Genomic DNA, 24,779 nt, shown 5'->3' on the forward strand with positions numbered 1-24,779 from the left:
CCCCGCCTCGGCGGGGGAACTTCATCCGCTAACGCCCAGAGCACGCTATGGATTACTTTACTTTATTCGGGCTGCCAGTTCGCTATACCGTGGACGGCAGCCTGCTTGCGTCCCGCTTCCAGGATCTGCAGCGCCAATTCCACCCCGATCGTTTCGCCAACCAGCCGGAGCGCGAACGCCTGATGGCGTTGCAGCAGGCGGCGACCATCAACGAAGCCTACCAGGCGCTGAAGCACCCGTTAAAACGCGCGGAGTATATGCTATCTTTGCACGGCTTCGATCTGGGCAACGAACAGCATACGATGCGCGACACCGCGTTTCTGATGGAACAGCTGGAACTGCGCGAAGAGCTCGACGCCATTGAGCGCAAGCCGGAGGCGGAAAGCCTGCTGGCCGATTTCGGCGCGCGGCTGGCAGCCTCGGTCAAACAGCGCAGCGCGCTGATGCTGCAGCAGTTGGATAGCGAGCAGTGGGCGGCCGCCGCTGACACCGTGCGCAAGCTGCGCTTTTTGGACAAACTCCAGCAACAGGTTGAACAACTCGAAGAAAAACTGCTGGGTTTTGAGTAACACCTTCTGATTCTGATTGTGGAAGCTTCAACATGGCCTTATTACAAATTAGTGAGCCTGGCCTCAGCGCCGCGCCGCACCAGCGACGCTTGGCCGCCGGCATCGACTTAGGCACCACCAACTCGCTGGTCGCCACGGTGCGCAGCGGGCAGGCGGAAACGCTGGCCGACGAACAGGGGCGCCATTTGCTGCCTTCGGTGGTGCATTATCAGGCGGACGCGCAGCGCGTCGGCTGGGAGGCGCGCCAACAGGCGGCGCAGGATCCGGCCAATACCGTCAGCTCCATCAAACGCATGATGGGCCGCTCGTTGGCGGACGTGCAGCAACGTTACCCGAACCTGCCGTATCAATTCCAGGCCAGCGACAACGGCCTGCCGCTGATCGTCACTGCCGCCGGCCCGGTTAACCCGGTCGGCGTCTCCGCCGATATCCTGCGGGCCCTGTCCGCGCGCGCGCAAGCGGCGCTGGAAGGGGAGCTGGACGGTGTGGTGATCACCGTTCCCGCCTACTTCGACGACGCGCAGCGCCAGGGTACCAAAGACGCGGCGCGTCTGGCCGGCCTGCACGTCCTGCGCCTGCTGAACGAACCGACCGCGGCGGCGATCGCCTATGGGCTGGATTCCGGCCAGGAAGGGGTGATCGCGGTTTACGATCTGGGCGGCGGCACCTTTGATATCTCTATTCTTCGTCTCAGCCGCGGCGTGTTCGAAGTGCTGGCGACCGGCGGCGATTCCGCGCTGGGCGGCGACGACTTCGATCATCTGTTGGCCGACTGGCTGCGCGAGCAGGCCGGCGTGGCCGATCGCAGCGACCACGGCGTGCAGCGCCAACTGCTGGATGCCGCCATCGCCGCCAAAATCGCGTTGAGCGATGCCGACAGCGTGCGCGTTGAGGTGGCAGGCTGGCAGGGCGAGGTGACCCGCGCCCAGTTTGAAGCGCTGATCGCCCCGCTGGTGAAACGCACGCTGATGGCTTGCCGCCGCGCGCTGAAAGACGCCGGCGTCACCGCCGACGAGGTGCTGGAAGCGGTGATGGTCGGCGGTTCTACCCGCGTGCCGCTGGTGCGTGAGCAGGTGGGGGCCTTCTTCGGCCGCACGCCGCTGACGTCGATCGATCCGGATAAAGTGGTCGCCATCGGCGCCGCGATCCAGGCCGACATCCTGGTGGGCAACAAGCCGGACAGCGACATGCTGCTGCTGGACGTGATCCCGCTGTCGCTGGGTCTCGAAACCATGGGCGGTCTGGTGGAGAAAGTGATCCCGCGCAACACCACTATCCCGGTGGCGCGCGCGCAGGAGTTCACCACCTTTAAAGACGGCCAGAGCGCGATGATGATCCACGTGCTGCAGGGCGAGCGCGAGCTGGTGCAGGATTGCCGTTCGCTGGCGCGCTTTACGCTGCGTGGCCTGCCGCCGCTGCCTGCCGGGGGCGCGCACATTCGCGTGACCTTCCAGGTGGACGCGGACGGCCTGCTGAGCGTCACCGCGATGGAGAAATCCACCGGCGTTGAAGCCTCGATCCAGGTCAAGCCGTCGTACGGTCTGTCGGACAGCGAAATCGCCGGCATGATCAAAGACTCGATGGCCAACGCGCAAAGCGACGTGGGCGCACGCAAGCTGGCGGAGCAACGCGTGGAAGCCGCGCGGGTGCTGGAAAGCCTGCAGGGCGCGCTGGCCACCGACGCCGCGCTGCTGAGCGAGGCGGAAAGCCAGGCGATCGCCGCCGCGACCCAGGCGTTGCAGCAGGCGGCGCAGGGTGAAGATCCTGCCGCTATCGAAGACGCTATCAAAACATTAGATGCACAAACGCAAGATTTTGCCGCGCGCCGCATGGACGCTTCCATTCGCCGCGCGCTGGCTGGCCATTCTGTGGATGAGGTTTAACCATGCCTAAAATTGTTTTCCTGCCCCATCAAGATCTTTGCCCGGAAGGGGCGGTTCTGGAAGCCGAAAAAGGGGAGTCGATCCTCAACGTTGCGCTGCGCAACGGCATTGAAATCGAGCACGCCTGCGAGAAATCCTGCGCCTGCACCACCTGCCACTGCATCGTGCGTGAAGGCTTCGATTCGCTGGAAGAGAGCAGCGAGCTGGAAGACGACATGCTGGACAAAGCGTGGGGGCTGGAGCCGGAAAGCCGTCTGAGCTGCCAGGCGCTGGTCGCCGACGAAGATCTGGTGGTCGAAATGCCGCGTTACACCGTCAACCACGCGCGTGAGCATTAATTGTTAGCCGCGGCGCCAACCAGGAGATCATAATGGGACTGAAGTGGACCGACAGCCGTGAAATCGGCGAAGCCCTGTACGACCAATACCCGGACACCGATCCGAAAACCGTGCGTTTTACCGACATGCATCAGTGGATCTGCGATCTGGAAGAGTTCGATGACGATCCGCAGGCTTCCAACGAAAAAATACTGGAAGCGATCCTGCTGGTCTGGTTAGATGAAGCGGAGTAAATAGCGTAACGGGCTGCCATGGGCGGCCCGTTTATTTTGTATCCGACATACCCGTCGTCTTTCAAACCGCAGCGTTGTTACCTGCACGATCACCCCCCAGTCACTTACCTGAGTAAGCTCCTGGGGATGAGATCGCTGGGCGCCTAGCTGCAATTTGAAATCCATAGGGTATGCAATAAAGCCCTAATGAAATAATAAAGGGAACATCCGGAGTAAGAAGGCTATGACAACAGAATTCATGCAGGTCACGCTGTCGCAACAACCTGCCGACGCCCGCTGGGGCGAGAAAGCGCTGCTGAGCACCAACGGCGAAGGGATGACCATCCACCTGACTGGCGCCGACAAGCTGGGCGCTGTCCAGCGTGCAGGCCGCAAAATTGATGGTCAGGGCATCAAAAACGTCAAGCTGGCCGGCGACGGTTGGGATTTGGAAAACAGCTGGGCGTTTTGGCAAGGCTACCGCGGGCCGAAAGGGCAGCGCAACGTCGAATGGGCCGAGCTGCCGGAAGCCGCGCGTCAGGAGCTGGATAAGCGCCTGAAGATCGTTGACTGGGTGCGCGACACCATCAACATGCCGGCGGAAGAGCTGGGGCCGGAGCAACTGGCGACCCGCGCCGTCGATCTGATGTGCGACGTCGGCTGCGATGCCGTCAGCTATCGCATCACCAAGGGCGAAGATCTGCGTGAGCAGAACTATGCCGGCATCCACACCGTCGGCCGCGGTTCCGAACGCCCGCCGGTACTGCTGGCGCTCGACTTCAACCCGACCGGCAACCCGGACGCGCCGGTGTTCGCGTGCCTGGTCGGCAAGGGTATCACCTTCGACACCGGCGGCTACAGCCTGAAGCAAAGCGCCTTTATGGATTCGATGAAGGCTGACATGGGCGGCGCGGCCACCATCACCGGCGCCCTGGCGCTGGCGGCGGCGCGCGGCCTGAAGCAGCGCGTGAAGCTGTACCTGTGCTGCGCCGACAACATGGTCAGCGGCAACGCCTTCAAACTGGGCGACATCATTCGCTACCGCAACGGCAAAACCGTTGAGGTGATGAACACCGATGCGGAAGGGCGCCTGGTGCTGGCCGACGGCCTGATCGACGCTTCTGAGCAGAACCCGCAGCTGATTATCGACTGCGCCACCCTGACCGGCGCGGCCAAAACTGCGGTAGGCAACGACTACCATGCGCTGTTCAGCTTTGACGACGCGCTGGCGCAAGAGCTGCTCAGCAGCGCCGCCGCCGAGCAAGAGCCGTTCTGGCGCCTGCCGCTGGCCGAGTTCCACCGCAGCCAGCTGCCGTCCAACTTCGCCGAGCTGAACAACGTGGCCGGCCCGGCCTACACCGCTGGCGCCAGCACCGCGGCGGCCTTCCTGTCGCACTTCGTTAAAAACTACCAGCAAGGCTGGTTGCACATCGACTGTTCAGCCACCTACCGCAAAGGCGCGGTGGAGCAGTGGTCGGCCGGCGCGACCGGTCTGGGCGTGCGCACCCTGGCCAATCTGCTGCTGAGCAAAGCCAAATAATTGAATGCCCGCCACGTCGGGCGCTAGAATGCGCATTATCTTCGAGGCCCAGCATGCTGGGCCTCGCTCTTTGATCCCTGGAGTTTGCCATGAGTGCCCATCATCACGATGCCGCCCCGAGCGAGAACGAACTTGAACGCCTGCTGAAGCTGGCGGTGACGGAGCCGGCCCATCGCCCGGCGTTCTTCCGTGAACTGCTCGACGCCACGGTGCTGATCCTCGGCGACAGCGAGCAGGTGCAGCAGGATGGCGACATCACGCTGAACGCGGATACGCCGGTCAATATCCAGCATTGGGAAAAGCAGGACGGCGGCAGCATCATTCCGTTCTTCACTTCGCTGGATGCGTTGCAGAAGGCGGTTGAGGACGAACAGCCGTTTATCGCCATGCCGGCGCGGGTGCTGTTCGAGATTACCCAGGGCGCGGATCTGTTCCTCAACCCGAAGGCGGAATACGGCAAAGAGTTTTATCCGGAAGAGGTGGCGATGCTGCTGGCGACCGGCGGCGTCGTCAAACCGGTGGAGCACTACGTCGATAAAGAGACCCAAATCCTGCTGGGGCAGCCCGAAGAGTATCCGTCGGCGATGGTGGATGCGCTGACCACGCTGTTCAGCCAGCGCAAGCCGGTGCGCCGCGCGTTTCTGGCGCTGATGCACGACAAGGCGGCGGACGAGAAACCCAATTTGCTGATCGGGCTGGAAGTGGACGCCGAGCCGGCGGAGATCGAGGCGTTGATCAACGAGGCCGGCAGCGTCGCCAGCGAAACGGCGCCGAATGACGAGCCGGTGGACTTCTGCCTGGTGTCGGAGAAAGAGCGAGGCATCAGCCACTACCTGATCTCCCATACGCAGCCGTTTTATCAGCGGCGCTGGGGCAGTTGGCTGCGCAATTTGATCCCGTCTACCGACAAGACCCAATAACGTCGGCGCACCGCCGAAAATGGCGAATGAAGATCATATTTTTTTAATGAAATGTTGATTTTCCCGTAGGCAAGCGTTAACGGCGCACATATAATCTGCGCCACTTGAGAAGGCCGGCAACATTGCAGACCGGCCTGTTTTGGAAGTCATACAGAGGCCATCATGACCGTAGAACGTACCTTTTCCATCGTTAAACCAAACGCTGTAGCCAACAACGACATCGGCGCTATCTACGCGCGTTTCGAGCGCGCCGGTTTCAAAATCATCGCCGCTAAAATGCTGCGTCTGACTCGCGAGCAAGCTGAAGGCTTCTACGCTGAGCACAAAGGCCGCCCATTCTTCGACGGTCTGGTTGAGTTCATGACCTCCGGCCCAATCATGGTGCAGGTTCTGGAATCTGAAAACGCCGTGCAGCGCAACCGCGACATCATGGGTGCAACCAACCCGGACAACGCACTGGCCGGCACCCTGCGCGCCGACTACGCGGACAGCTTCACCGCTAACGCCGTTCACGGTTCCGACTCCGTTGAATCCGCACAGCGTGAAATCGCTTACTTCTTCAACGAAAGCGAAATCTGCGCACGTTAATCGTGCCATTGCTGATAACCAGGCATTCACCGGCTGAAACAATAAAAATGCCCTGAATGCCTTTCAGCCATAGAAACACGCTACTAAAATTTGTACAATGCCGCGCCCCTGATAAGACGACTTGTCAGGGGCGTGTTTTTAGTGCCGCCACCCGAATCATGCGGGCTGAAATGCACAACTTACTTTCCATTCTTTAGCGCCATAACGTGTAATAACGAGGCCAGAGATCATTATGTTAGAACCCATCACGTCCGAGCACACCGTGTCTGAAAATAATTCGCTGACTACCCCCTCCGTTAACGTGGAGCAACCGGCTGCGGCCAAAATCAACCTGCTGGATCTGAACCGCCAGCAAATGCGTGAGTTCTTCGCCGAAATGGGCGAAAAACCGTTCCGCGCCGATCAGGTGATGAAGTGGATTTACCACTACTGCTGCGACGATTTCGAGCAGATGACCGACATCAACAAAGTCCTGCGCGGCAAGCTGCAGCGCGTGGCGGAAATCCGCGCGCCGGAAGTGGCGGAAGAACAGCGTTCGGCCGACGGCACCATCAAGTGGGCGATCAAGGTGGGCGATCAGCAGGTCGAAACCGTGTATATCCCGGAAGCCGATCGCGCGACGCTGTGCGTCTCCTCGCAGGTAGGCTGCGCGCTGGAGTGCAAATTCTGTTCGACGGCGCAGCAGGGCTTCAACCGCAACCTGCGCGTGTCGGAAATCATCGGCCAGGTGTGGCGCGCGGCGAAGATCATCGGCGCGCTGAAGGTGACCGGCCAACGCCCGATCACCAACGTGGTGATGATGGGCATGGGCGAGCCGCTGCTCAACCTGAACAACGTGGTGCCGGCGATGGAAATCATGCTGGACGACTTCGGCTTTGGCCTGTCCAAACGCCGTGTGACCCTGTCTACCTCCGGCGTGGTGCCGGCGCTGGACAAGCTGGGCGACATGATCGACGTGGCGCTGGCTATTTCGCTGCACGCGCCGAACGACACCATCCGCGATGAGATCGTGCCGATCAACCGCAAGTACAACATCGAGACCTTCCTGTCCGCGGTGCGTCGCTATCTGGAGAAATCCAACGCTAACCAGGGCCGCGTCACCGTCGAGTACGTGATGCTGGATCATATCAACGACAGCACCGATGACGCGCATCAGCTGGCGGAAGTGTTGAAAGACACGCCGTGCAAGATCAACCTGATCCCATGGAACCCGTTCCCGGGCGCTCCCTACGGCCGCAGCTCCAACAGCCGGGTGGATCGTTTCTCCAAGGTGTTGATGGAATACGGCTTTACGACTATTGTTCGTAAAACCCGTGGTGACGATATCGACGCCGCCTGCGGGCAACTGGCGGGTGAAGTGATCGACCGTACCAAGCGTACCCTGAAGAAGAAAATGGCCGGGGAACCTATCAACGTACGGGCGGTCTGAATCCTATAGCACCATTTTTTGTTATCTAACAGCCTGTTATGCGAAAGCGTGTCGCTGGTGGGCGTTAGTTGACGGCCGATAAGGAAATGAATGCGGGCATGAAGCTGAAACTGTGGGGTGTGTGGCTGGCGGCCGGGTTGTTGGCCGGGTGTTCCGGTTCAGCGCCGGAAAAGGAAGCACAGGTCTCTGAGGCGGGCCAGACGCGCCTGCAGCTGGGGCTGGAGTACCTGCAGCAAGGCGACATGGACGCCGCGCGCCAGAACCTGGAAAAGGCGCTGGACGCGGCCCCGCAGGATTACCGCACGCAGTTGGGCATGGCGCTTTATGCGCAGCGGAACGGTGAAAACGCCGCGGCCGAACAGCGTTATCGGCAAGCGCTCAAACTTGCGCCAGGCAATGGCACCGTACTGAATAATTACGGTGCGTTTCTTTGCGGTTTAGGGCAGTATGTACCGGCGCAACAGCAGTTTAGCGCTGCGGCGCTGGCGCCCGATTATGGCCAGGTTGCCGACAGCCTGGAAAACGCAGGTTACTGTTTTCTCAAGGCCGGACAAAACGATGAGGCGCGCACGCTGTTGAGCCGCGCGCTGAAGGTCGATCCGGACAAAGGCACTCCGCTGTTGGCGGAGGCCGAAAAGCAATTTGGAGAAGGGAAGCGCGCCCAGTCGCAACTTTTATTGGATGTTTATCAGCATGTTCTGCCGGCCAGCGCCAGCAGCTTATGGTTACAGATTCGTTTCGCCGCGTTAGCCGGCCGTCAGGATAGCGTTCAACGCTATGGCAAGCAGCTAGCGCGAAGTTTTCCACAATCCAAACAGTACCAGCAGTTCTTAGCTAATGAATACTGAAGCCTCCCAAGATAAAACCGTATCCATGACGACGGGCCAGCGCCTGCGTCAGGCCCGTGAGCAACTCGGGCTGAGCCAACAGACCGTTGCAGAACGCCTGTGTCTCAAAATGTCCACCGTGCGCGATATCGAGGAAGACAGCGTTTCCGCTGACCTCGCGTCCACCTTCGTGCGCGGCTACATCCGTTCCTACGCCAAACTGGTGCATTTGCCGGAAGACGAACTGCTGCCGATGCTGGCCAAGCAGGCGCCGTTGAAGATGGCGAAAGTGGCGCCGATGCAAAGCTTCTCGCTGGGCAAGCGCCGCAAGAAACGCGACGGCTGGCTGATGAGCTTCACCTGGCTTATCGTGTTCGTGGTGATCGGCCTGACCGGCGCCTGGTGGTGGCAAAACCACAAGGCGCAGCAGGAAGAGATCGCCACTATGGCCGATCAATCCTCGGCGCAGCTTTCACAGAATAACGAAGGGCAGTCCGTGCCGCTGACCGACGGCAACGCCGACGCCGGCACCAACGTGCCGTTGACCGACAACAGCGCTGCGCCGGCCGATACCGGCGCAGCGGCTCAGGCGCCGGCGGCTACCGCCCAGGCGCCAGGCGCGGCTCAGCAGCAGCCTGCCGTGGTGTCGCCAAGCCAGACCACCCTGCCGGAAACCGCGCCGGCGGCACAAGCGCCGCTGCCGACCGCCGATGCGGGCGTGGCTGCGCCGGCGGCCGATCCGAACGCGCTGGTGATGGACTTCTCTGCCGACTGCTGGCTGCAGGTGAGTGACGCCAGCGGTAAAACACTGTTCAGCGGCACCCAGAAGAAGGGCGGCAAGCTGAACCTGACCGGCACGGCGCCGTACAAACTGACCATCGGCGCGCCGGCGGCAGTACAGATCCAGTATCAGGGTAAGCCGGTCGATTTAAGCCGGTTCGTTAAGTCAAACCGTGTTGCTCGCCTGACCGTCGCCGCGCAGTAATCGCGCGGCTGGTCGTGATGTCAGAGCAGCAATGGAGAGTAAGTAATGCATAACCAAGCGCCCATCAACCGTCGAAAATCAACGCGCATTTACGTCGGCAAGGTGCCTATTGGTGATGGCGCGCCGATTGCCGTGCAGTCGATGACCAACACCCGTACCACCGATGTTGAAGCAACGGTTAATCAGATTAAAGCGCTGGAGCGCGTGGGCGTCGACATCGTCCGCGTTTCGGTTCCTACCATGGACGCCGCCGAGGCGTTCAAGCTGATCAAGCAGCAGGTCAACGTGCCGCTGGTCGCCGATATCCACTTCGATTATCGCATCGCGCTGCAGGTGGCCGAATACGGCGTAGACTGCCTGCGCATCAATCCGGGCAACATCGGCAACGAATCGCGCATTCGCTCGGTGGTGGACTGCGCCCGCGACAAGAACATCCCGATCCGCATCGGCGTCAACGGCGGCTCGCTGGAGAAAGACCTGCAGGAAAAGTACGGCGAACCTACGCCGGAAGCGCTGCTGGAATCCGCCATGCGCCACGTGGACATCCTCGATCGCCTCAACTTCGACCAGTTCAAGGTCAGCGTTAAGGCGTCGGACGTGTTCCTGGCGGTACAATCCTACCGTCTGCTGGCGTCGCGCATCGATCAGCCGCTGCATCTGGGTATCACCGAAGCCGGCGGCGCGCGCAGCGGGTCGGTCAAGTCGGCCATCGGCCTGGGCATGCTGCTGTCTGAAGGCATCGGCGACACCCTGCGCATCTCGCTGGCGGCGGATCCGGTTGAAGAGGTGAAGGTCGGTTTCGACATCCTGAAGTCGCTGCGCATCCGCGCGCGCGGCATCAACTTCATCGCCTGCCCGACCTGTTCGCGTCAGGAATTTGACGTGATCGGCACGGTGAATGCGCTGGAGCAGCGTCTGGAAGACATCATTACGCCGATGGACGTCTCGATCATCGGCTGCGTGGTGAACGGCCCGGGCGAAGCGCTGGTGTCCACCATGGGCGTGACCGGCGGCCACAAGAAGAGCGGCTTCTATGAAGACGGCGTGCGTCAGAAAGAGCGTTTCGACAACGAACAGATGATCGACCAGCTGGAAGCGAAGATTCGCGCCAAGGCCGCGATGATGGACGAAAGCAACCGCATCACGGTCAACCTGCTGGAAAAATAAGCGTTATCGCTACACGGCGGGCCTGTTGGCCCGCTTGTTTATGAACCTGAAGGGCAGAAAACCGCATCCGCGTTGAATACCGGGCGGCAAAGTCCCTATAATCGGGTTCATTTTTACAGACAACGGACAGAGAACTCACGTGGCAAAGAACATTCAAGCCATTCGCGGCATGAACGACTACCTGCCGGAAGAAACGGCATTATGGCAGCGTATTGAAGGCACCCTCAAGCAGGTGCTGGGCAGCTACGGTTACAGCGAAATCCGGTTGCCGATTGTAGAGCAGACCCCGTTATTCAAACGCGCGATCGGCGAAGTGACCGACGTCGTGGAAAAAGAGATGTATACCTTCGAAGACCGCAACGGTGAAAGCCTGACGCTGCGTCCGGAAGGGACGGCTGGCTGCGTGCGCGCCGGCATCGAGCATGGTCTGCTGTACAATCAGGAACAGCGTCTGTGGTACATCGGCCCGATGTTCCGCTACGAGCGCCCGCAGAAGGGCCGCTATCGCCAGTTCCATCAGCTGGGCGCGGAAGTGTTCGGCCTGCAAGGCCCGGACATCGACGCCGAGCTGATCCTGCTGACCGCCCGCTGGTGGAAAGCGCTGGGCATCGCCGAGCACGTCAAGCTGGAGCTGAACTCCATCGGTTCGCTGGAGGCGCGCGCCAACTACCGCGACGCGCTGGTGGCGTTCCTCGAGCAGCACGTCGAGGTGCTGGACGAAGACTGCAAACGCCGCATGTACAGCAACCCGCTGCGCGTGCTGGACTCCAAGAATCCTGAGGTGCAGGCGTTGCTGAACGACGCGCCGCGCCTGTCCGAGTACCTGGACGAAGAATCCCGTGCTCACTTCGCCGGTCTGTGTGAACTTTTGGCGCAGGCAGGTATCCCATATACCGTTAACGAGCGCCTGGTGCGCGGTCTGGATTACTACAACCGCACCGTGTTTGAGTGGGTGACCACCAGCCTGGGCGCGCAGGGCACCGTCTGTGCGGGCGGCCGTTACGACGGCCTGGTCGAGCAGCTGGGTGGCCGCGCCACCCCGGCGGTCGGTTTCGCCATGGGCCTCGAGCGTCTGGTGCTGCTGGTGCAGGCGGTTAACCCGGAATTCAAGGCGCCGTCGGCTATCGACGTGTACGTCATCTCTTCCGGCGCGGGCACCCAGAGCGCGGCGATGCAGCTGGCTGAACAGGTGCGCGACGCGGCGCCGCAGCTGAAGCTGATGACCAATTACGGCGGCGGCAACTTCAAAAAGCAGATCACCCGTGCGGACAAATGGGGCGCGCGCATCGCTCTGATCCTGGGTGAGAGCGAAGTGGCGGCGCAGCAGGTAGTGGTGAAAGACCTGCGCAGTGGTGAACAAGAAACGCTGGCGCAAAGCGAAGTCGCTGCGCGTCTGGCTTTGATGTTAGGTTAAGGAGAAGGACACCGTGGAAGTCTATACCACTGAAAACGAACAAGTCGACGCACTGCGTCGGTTCTTTGCCGAAAACGGCAAAGCGCTGGCGGTGGGCGTGGTGCTCGGAATTGGTGCCCTGGTTGGCTGGCGTTACTGGCAGAGCCATGAAAACTCCAACATGATGGCTGCATCGCAATCCTATCAGGAAGCCAGCGATCGTCTGGCGGCCGGCAAACCGGATGACGTGGCCGCCGCGGAGAAATTTGTCCAGGCTAACAGCAACAGCTACGGCGTATTGGCCGCGTTGCAGTTGGCCAAGCACTTTGTCGAACAGAATGATTTCGCCAAGGCGGAACAGCAACTGGCGCTGGCGCAGGGTCAGACCAAAGACGACAACCTGTTGGCGATGATCGACCTGCGTCTGGCGCGCGTCCAGCTGCAGGAGAAAAAGCTGGATGAAGCGCTGAAAACGCTGGATGGCGTGAAAGGCGAAGGCTGGGCGGCGATGATGCAGGATGTGCGCGGCGACGTGCTGCTGGCCAAGGGCGACGCCAAGGGCGCGCGCGAAGCTTACAGCAAAGGCATTGAGTCCAACGCTTCTCAGGCGCTGCAGGTTCTGCTGCGCATGAAATTGAATAACTTGTCCAGCTAAGGGGAATTCCCATGCAATTGCGTAAAACACTCTTGGTCGGACTGGTTTCCGCTGCCTTGCTGAGTGGTTGCTCGCTGTTTAACAGCGAAGAAGACGTGGTTACCATGTCGCCGTTGCCGAAAGTTGAAAATCAGTTTACGCCGAACAAGGCGTGGAGCACCTCGGTGGGCGACGGTATCGGTGAGTATTACTCCCACCTGCGTCCGGCCTATCAGGACAGCACCATTTACGCCGCCGATCGCTTCGGCATCGTGAAAGCGATGGACGCCGACAGCGGCAACGAGAAGTGGAAGGTCAATCTCTCCGAGAAAACCGGTTTCTTCTCCAGCAACCTGTCTGCGCTGCTGTCGGGCGGCCTGACGGTCGCAGGTGACAAGGTTTACGTCGGCAGCGAAAAAGCGGTGGTTTACGCATTGAACACCGCCGACGGCGCCATCGCTTGGCAGACCAAAGTGGCCGGCGAAGCGATCTCCCGTCCGGTTGTCAGCGACGGCATGGTGCTGGTGCATACCTCCAACGGCATGCTGCAGGCGCTGAACGAAGCCGACGGTGCGGTGAAGTGGACGGTTAACCTGGATATGCCTTCGCTGTCGCTGCGCGGTGAATCCGCGCCGGCCGTCGCCTTTGGCGCCGCCATCGTCGGCGGTGACAACGGCCGCGTCAGCGCGGTGCTGATGCAGCAGGGCCAGATTATCTGGCAACAGCGCATCTCTCAGCCGAGCGGCGCAACCGAAATCGATCGCCTGAACGACGTGGACACCACGCCGGTGATCGTTGACGGCGTGGTCTACGCGCTGGGTTACAACGGCAATCTGACGGCGCTGGATCTGCGTTCCGGTCAGATCATCTGGAAACGCGAACTGGGTTCGGTGAATGATTTCATCGTCGACGCGGGCCGCATCTACCTGATCGACCAGAACGATCGAGTGGTGGCGCTCAGCACCGAAGGCGGCGTGACCGTGTGGACGCAGAGCGATCTGCTGCACCGTAACCTGACGCCGCCGGTGATGTATAATGGTTATCTGGTGACCGGTGACGCCGAAGGCTATCTGCACTGGATCAACACCACCGATGGTCGTTTTGTCGCCCAGCAGGAAGTGGACAGCTCCGGCTTCCTGTCTGCGCCGATGGTGGCCAGCGACAAGCTGGTCATCCAGGCTCGCGGCGGGAAAGTTTACGCTTTCACCCGCTAACGCCGCTCGTCGTGACCCTTCTTGCACCCGAAAAAGCTTTCGGGTTGCAGCCAGGCGGCAAGCGCATGAGTCCTCGGGAGCTTAGTGAACTGAGTGACCGGGGCGAAGGTGCGCAGGCAACGCCGCTGTGGCGCGAAAGATGAAGGGGAAAACGGCTCCTGAGTGTTCAGGGGCCGTTTCGTATTTTATAAGCTGCACCGCTGGTGTCTATCCACAGTGCAGTAACGCATTGATTATTAAGTAATGAGGCTTCAACAATGATACCTGTCGTCGCGCTGGTCGGGCGCCCGAATGTGGGTAAATCCACCTTGTTCAACCGTTTAACCCATACGCGCGATGCGCTGGTGGCGGATTTCCCGGGGCTGACGCGTGACCGCAAGTATGGTCGTGCTGAAATCGAAGGCAATGAATTCATCATCGTCGATACCGGCGGTATCGACGGCACCGAAGACGGCGTAGAAACGCGCATGGCCGGTCAGTCGCTGCTGGCGATCGAAGAAGCGGACATCGTGCTGTTCATGGTCGACGCCCGCGCCGGCCTGATGCCGGCGGATCAGGGCATTGCCCAGCACCTGCGCAGCCGCCAGAAGGCGACCTTCCTGGTAGCCAACAAAACCGACGGTCTGGATCCGGACACCGCCACCGCTGATTTCTATTCGCTCGGCCTGGGTGAAGTGTTCGCTATCGCCGCTTCTCACGGCCGCGGCGTGACCCAGCTGATCGAACACGTGCTGGTGCCGTTCGTGCCGGAAAAACCGGAAGACGTCGAGCTGACTGAGGAAGAGGCCAACGCCGCTTACTGGGCCGAGCAAAACGGTGAAACGCTGGAAGGCGAAGAAGACGAAGAGCCGGAAGAAGAGTTCAATCCGCAGGATCTGCCGATCAAGCTGGCGATCGTCGGCCGCCCGAACGTAGGTAAGTCTACGCTCACTAACCGCATCCTCGGCGAGGAGCGCGTGGTGGTGTACGACATGCCGGGCACCACCCGCGACAGCATCTATATTCCGATGGTGCGCGACGAACGTGAATACGTGCTGATCGACACCGCCGGGGTGCGTAAACGCGGCAAGGTGACGGAAACCGTCGAGAAATTCTCGGTGATCAAGACCCTGCAGGCGATTGAAGACGCCAACGTGGTGCTGCTGGTGATCGACGCGCGTGAAGGCATTTCCGATCAGGATCTCTCGCTGCTCGGCTTTATCCTCAATAGTGGGCGCTCACTGGTGATTGCGGTCAACAAGTGGGACGGCATGAGCGAAGAAGATCGCGAGCACGTGAAAGAGATGCTCGATCTGCGTCTGGGCTTCGTCGACTTCGCGCGAGTGCACTTCATTTCCGCGCTGCACGGCAGCGGCGTCGGCAACCTGTTCGAATCGGTACAGGAAGCCTACGAGTGCGCAACCCGTCGCGTAAACACCTCGATGCTGACCAAAATCATGCAGATGGCGGTTGACGATCATCAGCCGCCGTTGGTGCGCGGCCGCCGTGTGAAGCTGAAATACGCCCACGCCGGCGGTTACAACCCGCCGATCGTGGTGATCCACGGCAACCAGGTCAGCGATCTGGCCGATTCCTACAAGCGCTATCTGATGAACTACTTCCGCCGCTCGCTGAACGTGATGGGGACGCCGATCCGCATCCAGTTCAAAGAGGGTGACAACCCGTTCGCCGGCAAACGCAACCTGCTGACGCCGACCCAGATGCGCAAGCGCAAGCGCCTGATGAGCCACCTGAAAAAGAGCAAGTAATTGCTCATGAGGGGCGCGGCAGTGATGCCGCGCCCCTTTTTTATTGGCCCGAAATCGTTTTATTATCTGAAGATTACCTCGCCTGCCTGAAGGAACACCATGTCCTGGGAAACCTGGAGTTTTGCGTTCAACGTCACCGTGCCGAATCTGTTAATGATGCTGCTGGGGATCCTGCTGCGCCATTGGCGCCTGATGGATGATCGCTTCGTCGACGGCGCGACCCGCCTGGTGTTCAATCTGGCGCTGCCGTGCCTGCTGTTTTTCAGCATCGCCACCAACCACCCGCAGCTGCTCGGTAACCTGCCGCTGGTGCTGTTCGGCGCAGTCGGCACGCTGGCGACCTTCCTGCTCTTGGAGCTGGCGGCCAGGTGGCTGGTGAAAGAGCCGCGTGAGCGCGGGGTATTCGTGCAGGGCGGTTTTCGCGCCAACACCGCCATCGTCGGCCTGGCCTACGCCATGACCGCCTATGGCAGCGAAGGCATTGCGCTCGCCTCGCTGTACCTGACGGTGACGGTGATCCTGTTCAACGTGCTGTCGGTCATCACCCTCACGCGCAGCCTGCAGGGCGGACAGGGCAAGAAAATCAGCCACCTGTCGCTGCTGCGCAGCATCGTCACCAACCCGCTGATCATCGGCCTGGTGTGCGGGTTGGCGTATGCGCAAACCGGGTTGGGCATCCCGGCCGTGATTCGCCAAACCGGCAGCTATATCTCCGCGCTGTCGCTGCCGCTGGCGCTGCTGTGCACCGGCGCCAGCCTGGATTTTCGCGCCATGTTCCGCTCGTCCAACGTGGCGGCGCTGTCGTCGGCGGCGAAGCTGTTTCTGGTGCCGTTCCTGATGACGCTGGCCGGCTGGCTGTGCGGGTTCCAGGGCGCGGCGCTGGGGATTATTTTCCTGTTTTCCGCCACGCCGACCGCCTCTGGCAGCTATGTGATGACGCGCGCCATGGGCGGCAACGCCACGCTGGCGGCCAATATTATCGCCATCACCACCGTCGGTTCGTTCTTCACCACCGCGTTGGGGATCTATTTCCTGCGCTCATGGGGCGCGATTTAATTTGGGAGTCGTTATGGAAGCGCACTGTCCGCAATGCCGTCAGATCATGAATTGGGTAGCAGGTCACTACCATTGTGAAGCCTGTCAGCGCGATTATCGGCAGCTGGCGAGCTGCCCGGAATGCGGGCAGCCGCTGCAAGAATTGAAAGCCTGCGGGGCGGTGGATTACCTGTGCCAGAACGGGCACGGGCTGATCTCCAAAAAGCGGGTGAATTTCAGCTATCAGCCGCTGTAAGCCCTCACTCATCCACCTGGCCGGTTTTCCACAGATCCACCAGCGCCTGCGGCGCGCTGCTCTCCGGGATTAGCAGCACGATCTCGCTGCTCAGGGTGGGGCTGGTGTAGTTGATCTGCACGCGGTAGTAGCGCTGGTCGCCACAGCCGGGGGAGGCGGGTTGGCCTTCTTCCTGCGCATAGGGCAGCGTCTGGTTCAGCAACTGATTCAGACGCTGCCGCTGCTCCGGCGTGATATCGGCCAGCGCGATGCGGCGCTGGCCCGCCAGTTTGGGAATGTAGGCGAAGCCTCCCTCGCGCGCCAGCTCAATGACCGTATCCTGATTGAGCGTCGGCAGCGGTTTCATTATTCCACCCCCACCTGATGCCAGGCTTGCTGCACCTTGTCCGCCACGCTCTGATCGAAACGCGCTTGCGCATGTTTCACCGTGGCGCGGGCAAAGGTGGCGAAGTCGGCGTTTTGCGGCAGCGCTTTGTCGCACACCGTGTCATACCAAACGTAGCCGGCTTTTTCCCAGGCGAAGCCGCCCAGCGCGGTTGCCGCCAGGTAGAAGGCGCGATTGGGAATGCCGGAGTTGAGGTGCACGCCGCCATTGTCTTCCTTGGTCTGAATATAATCCTGCATGCTGGCGGGCTGCGGGTCCTTGCCCAGCAGCGGGTCGTCGTAGGCTGTGCCGGGCGCCGACATCGAACGCAGCCCTTTGCCTTTGATGCCCTTGGCGAGCAGCCCGGCGCCGATCAGCCAGTCGGCTTTATCGGCGGTTTGCTGCAGATGGAACTGCTTGACCAGCGAGCCGAACACGTCGGACAGCGATTCGTTGAGCGCCCCGGATTGTTGGTAGTAGATCAGCCCGGCTTCGCTCTCGGTCACCCCGTGCGCCAGCTCGTGGCCGACTACGTCGATGGCGATGGTGAAACGGTTGAAGATCTCGCCGTCGCCGTCGCCGAACACCATCTGCTGGCCGTTCCAGAAGGCGTTCTGGTACTCCTTGCCGTAGTGCACGCTGCCGGTCAGCGGCAGCCCTTTATTGTCCAGCGAATTGCGGCGGTAGGCCTGCCAGAAGAAATCGTAGGTGACGCCGAGGTAGTCGTAGGCTTCGTCCACCGCCACGTCGTGGTTGCTGGGTTGCCCCTCTTTGCGCACCTGTTTGCCGGGCAGTTGGGTGCCGTTTTGGGCGTCGTAGATATCGCGGATCGCTTCACCGGCTCTGGCGTTCTTTTCGGTTGGTGAACGCAGCGGCTTGTTGCCGAGCAGGCTTTGCACGTGGTTCAGGGTGTGCAGCGCGCAGTCGCGCTGCGGGGCGTTGCCGTGTTCAATGATGCGGCGCAGCATGTAGGGAGGAATGACGGAACGCATGCGCTGGGCTGACATAGTGGCTCTCCTTAGGCAAAAATTTTACCTCATCGAATGAATGCACTGAGCCTAAGTGTAGTCTACTCGTCATAAAGCCTGTGGTTATGCGTGCTCACCGCCGGCGCGCTCTTGTGCGGGCTGACGCGCCGCACTGAGGCGCGCACCGCCAGCCGGCCGTGCAGCAGCAGATTGCACGGCGGCGCGTCGGGGCGCAGCATGCGCCGCTGCAGCAGCTGGATCGCCTCGTAGCCCAGCTCATCGCGCGGCACCTGCACCGAGGTCAGCGGCACGTCGTGGATTTCCGCCAGGTTGAAGCCGTCGGTGCTCATCACCGAGACGTCGCCCGGCACGCTCAGCCCCAGTTTATTGAGCGCCTTGACCGCCCCGACCGCCATGTAGTCGCCGCCGGCCAGGATCGCCGTCGGCAGCGGGGCGCGGTTCAGATAGGTGGTCAGCGCCTGCTCGGCCTCTTCGCTGCCGAAGCCGGAGGTGGTCACCAGATGGCGGCCATCGTCGAACGGCAGGTGATGCCGATCGTAGGCCTGGCGGATGCCCGCCAGCCGCAGCTCCATGGTGTGGCGGCGCAGGCACTGCAGATTGAGGATGTGGCTGTGCCCCTGTTGGAACAGGTAGCTGGCGGAGTAGTCGCCGATCAGCTGATGATCCGGCGAAACGCTGTCCAGCCGCATCTGCCGATCGCTGCAGTTAATCAACACGCACGGCTTGTGCAGGTCGGCGGCCAGAGTGTGGATATGCTCGTCGTCGATGCCGATGAGCAGCGCCGCTTCGGTATGCGGATCGCTCATCTTTTCCAGAAACAGCGCGCCGTCGCTGTGCTGCTCTTCCAGCCCGCAGTAGCGGATGCGCACCTCGTGCTGCATCAGCGCGGCGGCGATGCCCTGAATGACCTTGTAATAGAAGATATCGGTGCGCACGTCGAACGCGCGCTGCGGCGCGAACACCATCACGTTGTTCAGCATCAGCCGGCCGCTGGAAATGCCCTGCAGAATGCCGTTTTGCTGCGCACAGTCCAGCACCTTGCGGCGCGCCTCGGCGCTGGTGTTGGCCTTGCCCGCCAGCACGCGGGAAACGGTGCTGATCGACAGCCCGGTTTGGCGGGCGATCTCCTGGATTTTCAGCTTTCCGTTCATTTTGTGATCTCCTTCAAATTCATCCGTGAGAATATTTTCACTGCGGCTTTTCAGCATCTTGACCGGCTTTGCCGGCCATTATGACTATTTTTTCACCCGCCTGTGAAAATCTTTGCAAAAAACCCCGTTTCGCTGTGCGCTATCGCTGAGTAGTCTGCATTGGTACACCAATTTTGGCGACCTGTCAGTCCAATTTTAACGGTGTGCAAAAAAGAAAACAAAAAATAAATCATGGGGTTGTGACTGTCCGTCGGCCGACGATACGGCGCCGACCCGTTTTCACCGCTCCTTTTTTGATAGCGCAACGTACCTACCGAAACGCGCGTCGTCGTAACCGGCGGCCGCGGGGAGAGAATCGATGAGTGTGGAGATCAATCAGGCGGTCGTGCAGAGCGGCCGGCGCAAGTTCAAATCGCTGCGCTGGTGGATGCTGGCGCTGTTCTTGCTGGGCGTCACGGTCAACTACATCACCCGCAACTCGCTGGGCATTCTGGCGCCGGAGCTGAAAACCAGTCTGAACATGAGCACCGAGCAATACGCCTGGGTGGTGGCCTCGTTCCAGCTGGCCTACACGGTGTTTCAGCCGATCTGCGGCTGGCTGATCGACGTGATCGGCCTGAAGATGGGCTTTTTGATCTGCGCCGGCATTTGGGCGGTGGTATGCATGCTGCACGCCGGCGCCGGCAGCTGGCTGCAACTGGCCATTCTGCGTTTCTTCATGGGCGGCGCGGAGGCGGCGGCCACCCCGGCCAACGCCAAGGCGATCTCCGACTGGTTCCCGAAGAAGGAACGGCCGATCGCCGCCGGCTGGGCGGGCGTCGGCTTCTCCATCGGCGCCATGCTGGCGCCGCCGATCATTGTCATCGCCCATGTCTCCTTCGGCTGGCAGGGGGCGTTCCTGTTCTCCGGCGGGCTGGCGCTGATCTGGGTGGTGCTATGGTGGCTGTTCTACCACTCGCCGCAGCAGCACCCGAACCTCAGCCAGCAAGAGCTGGATCTGATCCGCGAAGACAACGAACCGGTGCTGCCGAAGCTGCCGTTCCTCACCTCGTTGGCCAGCCTGTGCAAGAACAAGAAATTCTACGGCATCGCTATCCCGGCCTTTCTCGCCGAGCCGGCCTGGGCGGTATTCAGCTTCTGGGTGCCGCTGTACCTGGCCACCGAACGCGGCATGGATCTGAAACAGATCGCGATGTTCGCCTGGCTGCCGTTCCTGGCGGCGGACATCGGCAGCGTCGCCAGCGGCTATCTCACCACCCTGTATCGCAAATGGTTCGGCTGCAGCCGCGTCAACTCGGTGGTCGCCAGCTCGGTGACCGGCGCCTTCCTGATGGTGTCGCTGGCGTTCGTGGCGATCACTCAGGATCCCTATGTGGCGATCGCGCTGATCTCGATCGGCGGCTTCGGCCACCAGGTGATCTCCTGCATGCTCAGCGCGCTGGTGGTGGAGTCGTTCGATAAAAACCAGATGGCGACGGTCAACGGCATGCGCGGCTCCAGCGCCTGGATCGCCAGCTTCCTGTTCACGCTGCTGATCGGCGCGGTGTCCGACACCATCGGCTTCAACCCGCTGTTCATCGCCATGGGCTTCTTCGATCTGATCGGCGCTGTGTTCCTGATTGCCCTGATCGCCGAGCGCGGCGGTAACAAAACCCCTTCACACAGCTAAGTGGAATACTTATGAAAACGTTGAAAAACTGGACGCTGGTGGCGCAGCATGCCGACCATATTGAGCTGCTGGTCGATGAACGCCACCGCTTCTGTCTGTACGTGCTGGAAAAAGATCTGTTCCGCGTGCTGATCAAACGCGACGGCGAGCTGGCGCTGGATCGCACCTGGAGCATCGCGCCGCAGGAGGATGTGCCCTGGGAGGGGCGCGAACGGCTCAGCGTCGCCGGTTTCAGCCTGCCGGGCTATCAGCTGCGCCAGGCGGGCGATCGGCTGGTGGTCAGCACGCCGCTGCTGCGCGTGACGGTGCATCAGCCGCTGTGGCTGGCCTGGGAGTATTGCAACGCCGCCGGCGAATGGCGGCCGCTGGCGGCGGATCGGCCGACCAGCGCCTACCTGCTCAATGCGCACGGCGACGGTGTGGCGCACTACCAGCGGCGTTTCGCCGATGAGCGCTATTACGGCCTGGGGGAGAAAGCCGGCGATCTGGAGCGCACCGGCCGCCGCTTTGAGATGCGTAACCTGGACGCCATGGGTTACAACGCCGCCAGCACCGATCCGCTGTACAAGCACATTCCGTTCACCATCACCCGCGGGCCGGAGGCGAGTTTCGGCCTGTTCTACGACAACCTGAGCAGCTGCTGGCTGGATCTGGGCAACGAGATCGACAACTACCACGCGGCCTATCGTCGCTATCAGGCCGAAGCGGGCGATCTGGATTACTACCTGTTCCTCGGGCCGCAGGTACTGGACGTCACCAAGGCCTTCGTGCGCCTGACCGGCCGCACCCACTTCGGGCCGAAGTGGAGCCTGGGCTACAGCGGCTCGACCATGCACTACACCGACGCGCCGGACGCCCAGCAACAGCTGCAGCAGTTCATCGCGCTGTGCCGCCAACACGCCATTCCCTGTGACTCCTTCCAGCTGTCGTCGGGCTACACCTCGATCAACCACAAGCGCTACGTGTTCAACTGGAACTACGACAAGGTGCCGCAGCCCAAGCTGCTCAGCCAGGCGTTTCACGACGCCGGCCTCAGGCTGGCGGCCAACATCAAGCCGTGCCTGCTGCAGGATCACCCGCAGTATCGGGAGGTGGCGGCGCAGGGGCTGTTTATCCGCGATTCGCAAAGCGACGCGCCCGAGCGCTCCAGCTTCTGGGATGACGAAGGATCGCACCTCGACTTCACCAACCCGGCGGCGGTGCGCTGGTGGCAGCAGGGCGTCACGCAGCAGCTGCTGGAGATGGGCATCGACTCGACCTGGAACGACAACAACGAGTACGAAGTGTGGGACGGCGAAGCGCGCTGCCATGGCTTCGGGCGGCCGATCGCCATCAAGCATATCCGTCCGGTGATGCCGCTGCTGATGATGCGCGCCTCGATGGAGGCCCAGCAGCGCTTCGCGCCGCAGAAGCGGCCGTACCTGATCTCGCGCTCCGGCTGCGCCGGCATGCAGCGCTATGTGCAAACCTGGAGCGGCGACAACCGCACCAGCTGGCAGACGCTGCGCTACAACATCCGCATGGGGCTGGGCATGAGCCTGTCCGGGTTGTATAACCTCGGCCACGACGTCGGCGGCTTCTCCGGCGACAAACCGGACGCGGAGCTGCTGGTGCGCTGGGTGCAAAACGGCGTGATGCATCCGCGTTTCACCATCCACTCCTGGAACGACGACGCCACGGTCAACGAGGCCTGGATGTACCCGAGCGCCACCCCGGCGGTGCGCGAGGCGATCAACCTGCGTTACCGGCTGCTGCCGTATTTCTACACCCTGTTGTGGCAGGCCTGCGCTGACGATGAGCCGATGCTGCGCCCGACCTTCCTCGACCACGAACAGGATGCGCGCACCTTTGGCGAGAACGACGATTTCCTGATCGGCCGCGATCTGCTGGTGGCCAGCGTGGTGGAGCCGGGGCAGCGCCGGCGTTCGGTATATCTGCCGGACAACGGCGAAGGCTGGTACTGCTTCTACAGCTGCCAGTGGTTCGGCGGTGGCCAGACGGTGACGCTGGCGGCGCCGCTGGAGCGGTTGCCGCTGCTGGTGCGCGCCGGGGCGGCGCTGCCGTTGTCGCAGCGGCTGGCGCATGTGGACGTGGCCGCCGACGATCGGCGCGAGCTGCGGCTGTTTCCGCTCAAGGGTTGCGGCGTGAGCAGCGGGCTGTTGTTTGAGGACGACGGCGAAAGCGAAGGTTGGCGGCAGGGCGATGCGCTGTGGCTGCGCTGGGAAATGCGCTGCGACAATCAGCGCATCATGCTGGATATCGCGACGGAAGGGCGTTTTCGCCCGGCCTGGCGCACGCTGACGCTCAGCCTGCCGGAAGGCGAAACGCGCGCGCTGTGGGTGAACGGCGAACCGGGCGAGCGCTTTACGCTGGAGTAGGGGCTATTCGGCCGCGCGTTTCTTGCGCGGCTTTTTGGCGACGGTAATGGTTTTCACCTCGCTTTCCACCCAGCCATCCTGCAGACGGGTTTTCAGCAGTTCGCCGACCTGCGCCTGTTTGGTGGTTTTCAGCAGCTCGCCGCGCGGGGTTTGCGTCACGCTGTAGCCGCGCGCCAGCGTCGCCAGCGGGCTGACGGTCTCCAGCTGGCTGCAGGCCACGCCGAAGCGCTGGCGGTAGGCGTTGAGCTGCCGCTCCATCGCCTGCTGCAGACGGTATTCCTGCTGCTGCACGCGCTGTTGGTAGCGGTGAATGCGGCCCTGCGGCTGCACCTGCGCCAACCGCTGCTGGGCGCGCTCGCTGCGGCGGGCGGCCAGGCGCAGCTGTTGCTGCATGCCGTCTTCCATCCGGCGCTGCAGCTTGAACAGCAGCGTCTGCTGGCGCGCCAGGCGCAGATGCGGATGCTGCTGCTGTAAACGGTGGTGAATGCGGGTGAACTGCTGCTGGCGCTGCGCCAGGTAGTAATCCATCGCCATCTCCAGCCGCTGCTGCTGCGACTGCAGCTGGCGCAACAGCTCGAGCTGATTGCGGCTGACCAGTTCGGCGGCGGCGGATGGGGTCGGCGCGCGCAGGTCGGCGACGAAGTCGGCGATGGTGACGTCGGTTTCATGGCCGACGGCGCTGACGATCGGAATACGGCTGGCGAAGATCGCCCGCGCCACGCGTTCGTCGTTGAAGCTCCACAGATCCTCCAGCGAACCGCCGCCGCGGCCGACGATCAGCACGTCGCATTCGTCGCGGCGGTTGGCGGTCTCGATGGCGCGCACGATCTGCATCGGCGCTTCCGCGCCCTGCACCGAGGTGGGATAGATGACGATCGGCAGCGACGGATCGCGCCGCTGCAATACCTGCAGAATATCGTGCAGCGCCGCGCCGCTGGCTGAGGTGATCACCCCGACGCGTTTGGCCGGGGTGGGCAGCGGCTGCTTGAACTGCTGATCGAACAGCCCTTCGGCGCTCAGGCGCTGTTTCAGCTGCTCGAACTGTTGCTGCAGCAGGCCGTCGCCGGCGGGCTGCATGCTCTCGGCGATCAGCTGGTAGTCGCCGCGCGGTTCATACAGCGTGATACTGGCGCGCACCAATACCTGTTGGCCGTTTTGCGGCCGGAAGGTGACACGGCGGTTGCTGTTGCGGAACATCGCGCAGCGCACCTGGGCGCGGTCGTCTTTCAGCGTGAAATACCAGTGACCGGAGGCGGGCTGGGAGAGGTTGGAGATCTCGGCGGAGAGCCAAATCTGCCCCATTTCCATTTCCAGCAGTTGGCGAACCGTCTGATTGAGGCGGCTTACGGTAAAAATGGAAGGCGAAACAGGTAGCGTCATGTGACCCAGATCAAATTTCAAAACAATCACTTAATTGGTCGATACTACATGGCTGAAAAAGGTAATCAAGACTTTTTGTAAGAAAGTGCTGGAGGCAACCGATTCCGCTC

23 protein-coding genes are annotated in these 24,779 nt (G+C 61.6%); 19 read left to right on the forward strand and 4 right to left on the reverse strand.

The window, feature by feature from the left end; all coding sequences use genetic code 11:
- Window positions 1–47: 47 nt before the first annotated feature.
- From hscB to GKN89_RS18570, 17 genes are all read left to right on the forward strand, one after another.
- Complete coding sequence (gene hscB, locus GKN89_RS18490; protein WP_063919894.1) at window positions 48–569, forward strand: co-chaperone HscB; 522 nt, start codon at window positions 48–50, stop codon at window positions 567–569.
- Window positions 570–601: 32 nt separating this feature from the next.
- Window positions 602–2,452, forward strand: a complete 1,851-nt coding sequence (hscA, locus tag GKN89_RS18495; protein WP_154747520.1) for a Fe-S protein assembly chaperone HscA — start codon at window positions 602–604, stop codon at window positions 2,450–2,452.
- A 2-nt stretch (window positions 2,453–2,454) separates the two neighbouring features.
- Window positions 2,455–2,790, forward strand: coding sequence for an ISC system 2Fe-2S type ferredoxin (gene fdx, locus GKN89_RS18500; RefSeq protein WP_004941417.1), 336 nt, complete (start codon window positions 2,455–2,457; stop codon window positions 2,788–2,790).
- A 32-nt stretch (window positions 2,791–2,822) separates the two neighbouring features.
- The gene (iscX, locus tag GKN89_RS18505) at window positions 2,823–3,023 is read left to right on the forward strand and encodes a Fe-S cluster assembly protein IscX (RefSeq protein ID WP_006327336.1); all 201 of its coding nucleotides are present in this window, start codon (window positions 2,823–2,825) and stop codon (window positions 3,021–3,023) included.
- A 223-nt stretch (window positions 3,024–3,246) separates the two neighbouring features.
- Complete coding sequence (pepB, locus tag GKN89_RS18510; RefSeq protein ID WP_025159553.1) at window positions 3,247–4,542, forward strand: aminopeptidase PepB; 1,296 nt, start codon at window positions 3,247–3,249, stop codon at window positions 4,540–4,542.
- An 89-nt stretch (window positions 4,543–4,631) separates the two neighbouring features.
- Window positions 4,632–5,462, forward strand: a complete 831-nt coding sequence (gene sseB, locus GKN89_RS18515; RefSeq protein WP_019452351.1) for an enhanced serine sensitivity protein SseB — start codon at window positions 4,632–4,634, stop codon at window positions 5,460–5,462.
- 162 nt (window positions 5,463–5,624) lie between these two features.
- Window positions 5,625–6,050 carry a nucleoside-diphosphate kinase gene (gene ndk, locus GKN89_RS18520; protein WP_004941424.1) on the forward strand — a complete coding sequence of 142 codons (426 nt, stop codon included), beginning with the start codon at window positions 5,625–5,627 and terminating at the stop codon, window positions 6,048–6,050.
- A gap of 232 nt (window positions 6,051–6,282) precedes the next feature.
- Complete coding sequence (locus tag GKN89_RS18525) at window positions 6,283–7,479, forward strand: bifunctional tRNA (adenosine(37)-C2)-methyltransferase TrmG/ribosomal RNA large subunit methyltransferase RlmN (protein WP_004941426.1); 1,197 nt, start codon at window positions 6,283–6,285, stop codon at window positions 7,477–7,479.
- Between the two features lie 98 nt (window positions 7,480–7,577).
- Window positions 7,578–8,327 carry a type IV pilus biogenesis/stability protein PilW gene (pilW, locus tag GKN89_RS18530; RefSeq protein WP_025159554.1) on the forward strand — a complete coding sequence of 250 codons (750 nt, stop codon included), beginning with the start codon at window positions 7,578–7,580 and terminating at the stop codon, window positions 8,325–8,327.
- The gene (rodZ, locus tag GKN89_RS18535) at window positions 8,317–9,291 is read left to right on the forward strand and encodes a cytoskeleton protein RodZ (RefSeq protein WP_063919891.1); all 975 of its coding nucleotides are present in this window, start codon (window positions 8,317–8,319) and stop codon (window positions 9,289–9,291) included. The genes pilW and rodZ overlap by 11 nt, the downstream gene beginning before the upstream one ends.
- Window positions 9,292–9,336: 45 nt before the next feature.
- Window positions 9,337–10,458 carry a flavodoxin-dependent (E)-4-hydroxy-3-methylbut-2-enyl-diphosphate synthase gene (ispG, locus tag GKN89_RS18540; protein WP_016929756.1) on the forward strand — a complete coding sequence of 374 codons (1,122 nt, stop codon included), beginning with the start codon at window positions 9,337–9,339 and terminating at the stop codon, window positions 10,456–10,458.
- 139 nt (window positions 10,459–10,597) lie between these two features.
- Window positions 10,598–11,872, forward strand: a complete 1,275-nt coding sequence (hisS, locus tag GKN89_RS18545) for a histidine--tRNA ligase (protein ID WP_025159556.1) — start codon at window positions 10,598–10,600, stop codon at window positions 11,870–11,872.
- A gap of 13 nt (window positions 11,873–11,885) precedes the next feature.
- The gene (locus GKN89_RS18550) at window positions 11,886–12,506 is read left to right on the forward strand and encodes a YfgM family protein (protein WP_019452355.1); all 621 of its coding nucleotides are present in this window, start codon (window positions 11,886–11,888) and stop codon (window positions 12,504–12,506) included.
- An 11-nt stretch (window positions 12,507–12,517) separates the two neighbouring features.
- Window positions 12,518–13,699, forward strand: coding sequence for an outer membrane protein assembly factor BamB (bamB, locus tag GKN89_RS18555; protein WP_019452356.1), 1,182 nt, complete (start codon window positions 12,518–12,520; stop codon window positions 13,697–13,699).
- A gap of 257 nt (window positions 13,700–13,956) precedes the next feature.
- Entirely contained in the window at window positions 13,957–15,447 is a 1,491-nt protein-coding gene (gene der, locus GKN89_RS18560) for a ribosome biogenesis GTPase Der (protein WP_019452357.1), read from the forward strand.
- A gap of 99 nt (window positions 15,448–15,546) precedes the next feature.
- Window positions 15,547–16,503, forward strand: coding sequence for an AEC family transporter (locus GKN89_RS18565; protein WP_019452358.1), 957 nt, complete (start codon window positions 15,547–15,549; stop codon window positions 16,501–16,503).
- Window positions 16,504–16,516: 13 nt separating this feature from the next.
- Complete coding sequence (locus GKN89_RS18570) at window positions 16,517–16,738, forward strand: zinc ribbon domain-containing protein (RefSeq protein ID WP_019452359.1); 222 nt, start codon at window positions 16,517–16,519, stop codon at window positions 16,736–16,738.
- Window positions 16,739–16,742: 4 nt separating this feature from the next.
- On the opposite strand, the gene GKN89_RS18575 is transcribed toward GKN89_RS18570, so the two are convergent.
- The 3 genes from GKN89_RS18575 to GKN89_RS18585 form a co-directional block, all read right to left on the reverse strand.
- The gene (locus GKN89_RS18575; protein WP_019452360.1) at window positions 16,743–17,084 is read right to left on the reverse strand and encodes a protealysin inhibitor emfourin; all 342 of its coding nucleotides are present in this window, start codon (window positions 17,082–17,084) and stop codon (window positions 16,743–16,745) included.
- Window positions 17,084–18,109 carry a M4 family metallopeptidase gene (locus GKN89_RS18580; RefSeq protein ID WP_019452361.1) on the reverse strand — a complete coding sequence of 342 codons (1,026 nt, stop codon included), beginning with the start codon at window positions 18,107–18,109 and terminating at the stop codon, window positions 17,084–17,086. The genes GKN89_RS18575 and GKN89_RS18580 overlap by 1 nt, the downstream gene beginning before the upstream one ends.
- A 62-nt stretch (window positions 18,110–18,171) precedes the next feature.
- Complete coding sequence (locus GKN89_RS18585; RefSeq protein WP_025159557.1) at window positions 18,172–19,242, reverse strand: LacI family DNA-binding transcriptional regulator; 1,071 nt, start codon at window positions 19,240–19,242, stop codon at window positions 18,172–18,174.
- Window positions 19,243–19,600: 358 nt separating this feature from the next.
- On the opposite strand from GKN89_RS18585, the gene GKN89_RS18590 reads away from it, so the two are divergent.
- Both GKN89_RS18590 and GKN89_RS18595 read left to right on the forward strand, forming a co-directional pair.
- Entirely contained in the window at window positions 19,601–20,911 is a 1,311-nt protein-coding gene (locus GKN89_RS18590; protein WP_019452363.1) for an MFS transporter, read from the forward strand.
- Between the two features lie 11 nt (window positions 20,912–20,922).
- Complete coding sequence (locus GKN89_RS18595; RefSeq protein WP_154747521.1) at window positions 20,923–23,289, forward strand: TIM-barrel domain-containing protein; 2,367 nt, start codon at window positions 20,923–20,925, stop codon at window positions 23,287–23,289.
- A gap of 3 nt (window positions 23,290–23,292) precedes the next feature.
- Here the strand turns inward: GKN89_RS18595 and xseA are convergent, their stop codons facing one another.
- Window positions 23,293–24,669 carry an exodeoxyribonuclease VII large subunit gene (gene xseA, locus GKN89_RS18600; protein ID WP_154747522.1) on the reverse strand — a complete coding sequence of 459 codons (1,377 nt, stop codon included), beginning with the start codon at window positions 24,667–24,669 and terminating at the stop codon, window positions 23,293–23,295.
- Between the last annotated feature and the right edge of the window lie 110 nt (window positions 24,670–24,779).

This window comes from Serratia sp. YC16 (assembly GCF_009707615.1).
GTDB lineage: Bacteria > Pseudomonadota > Gammaproteobacteria > Enterobacterales > Enterobacteriaceae > Serratia > Serratia surfactantfaciens.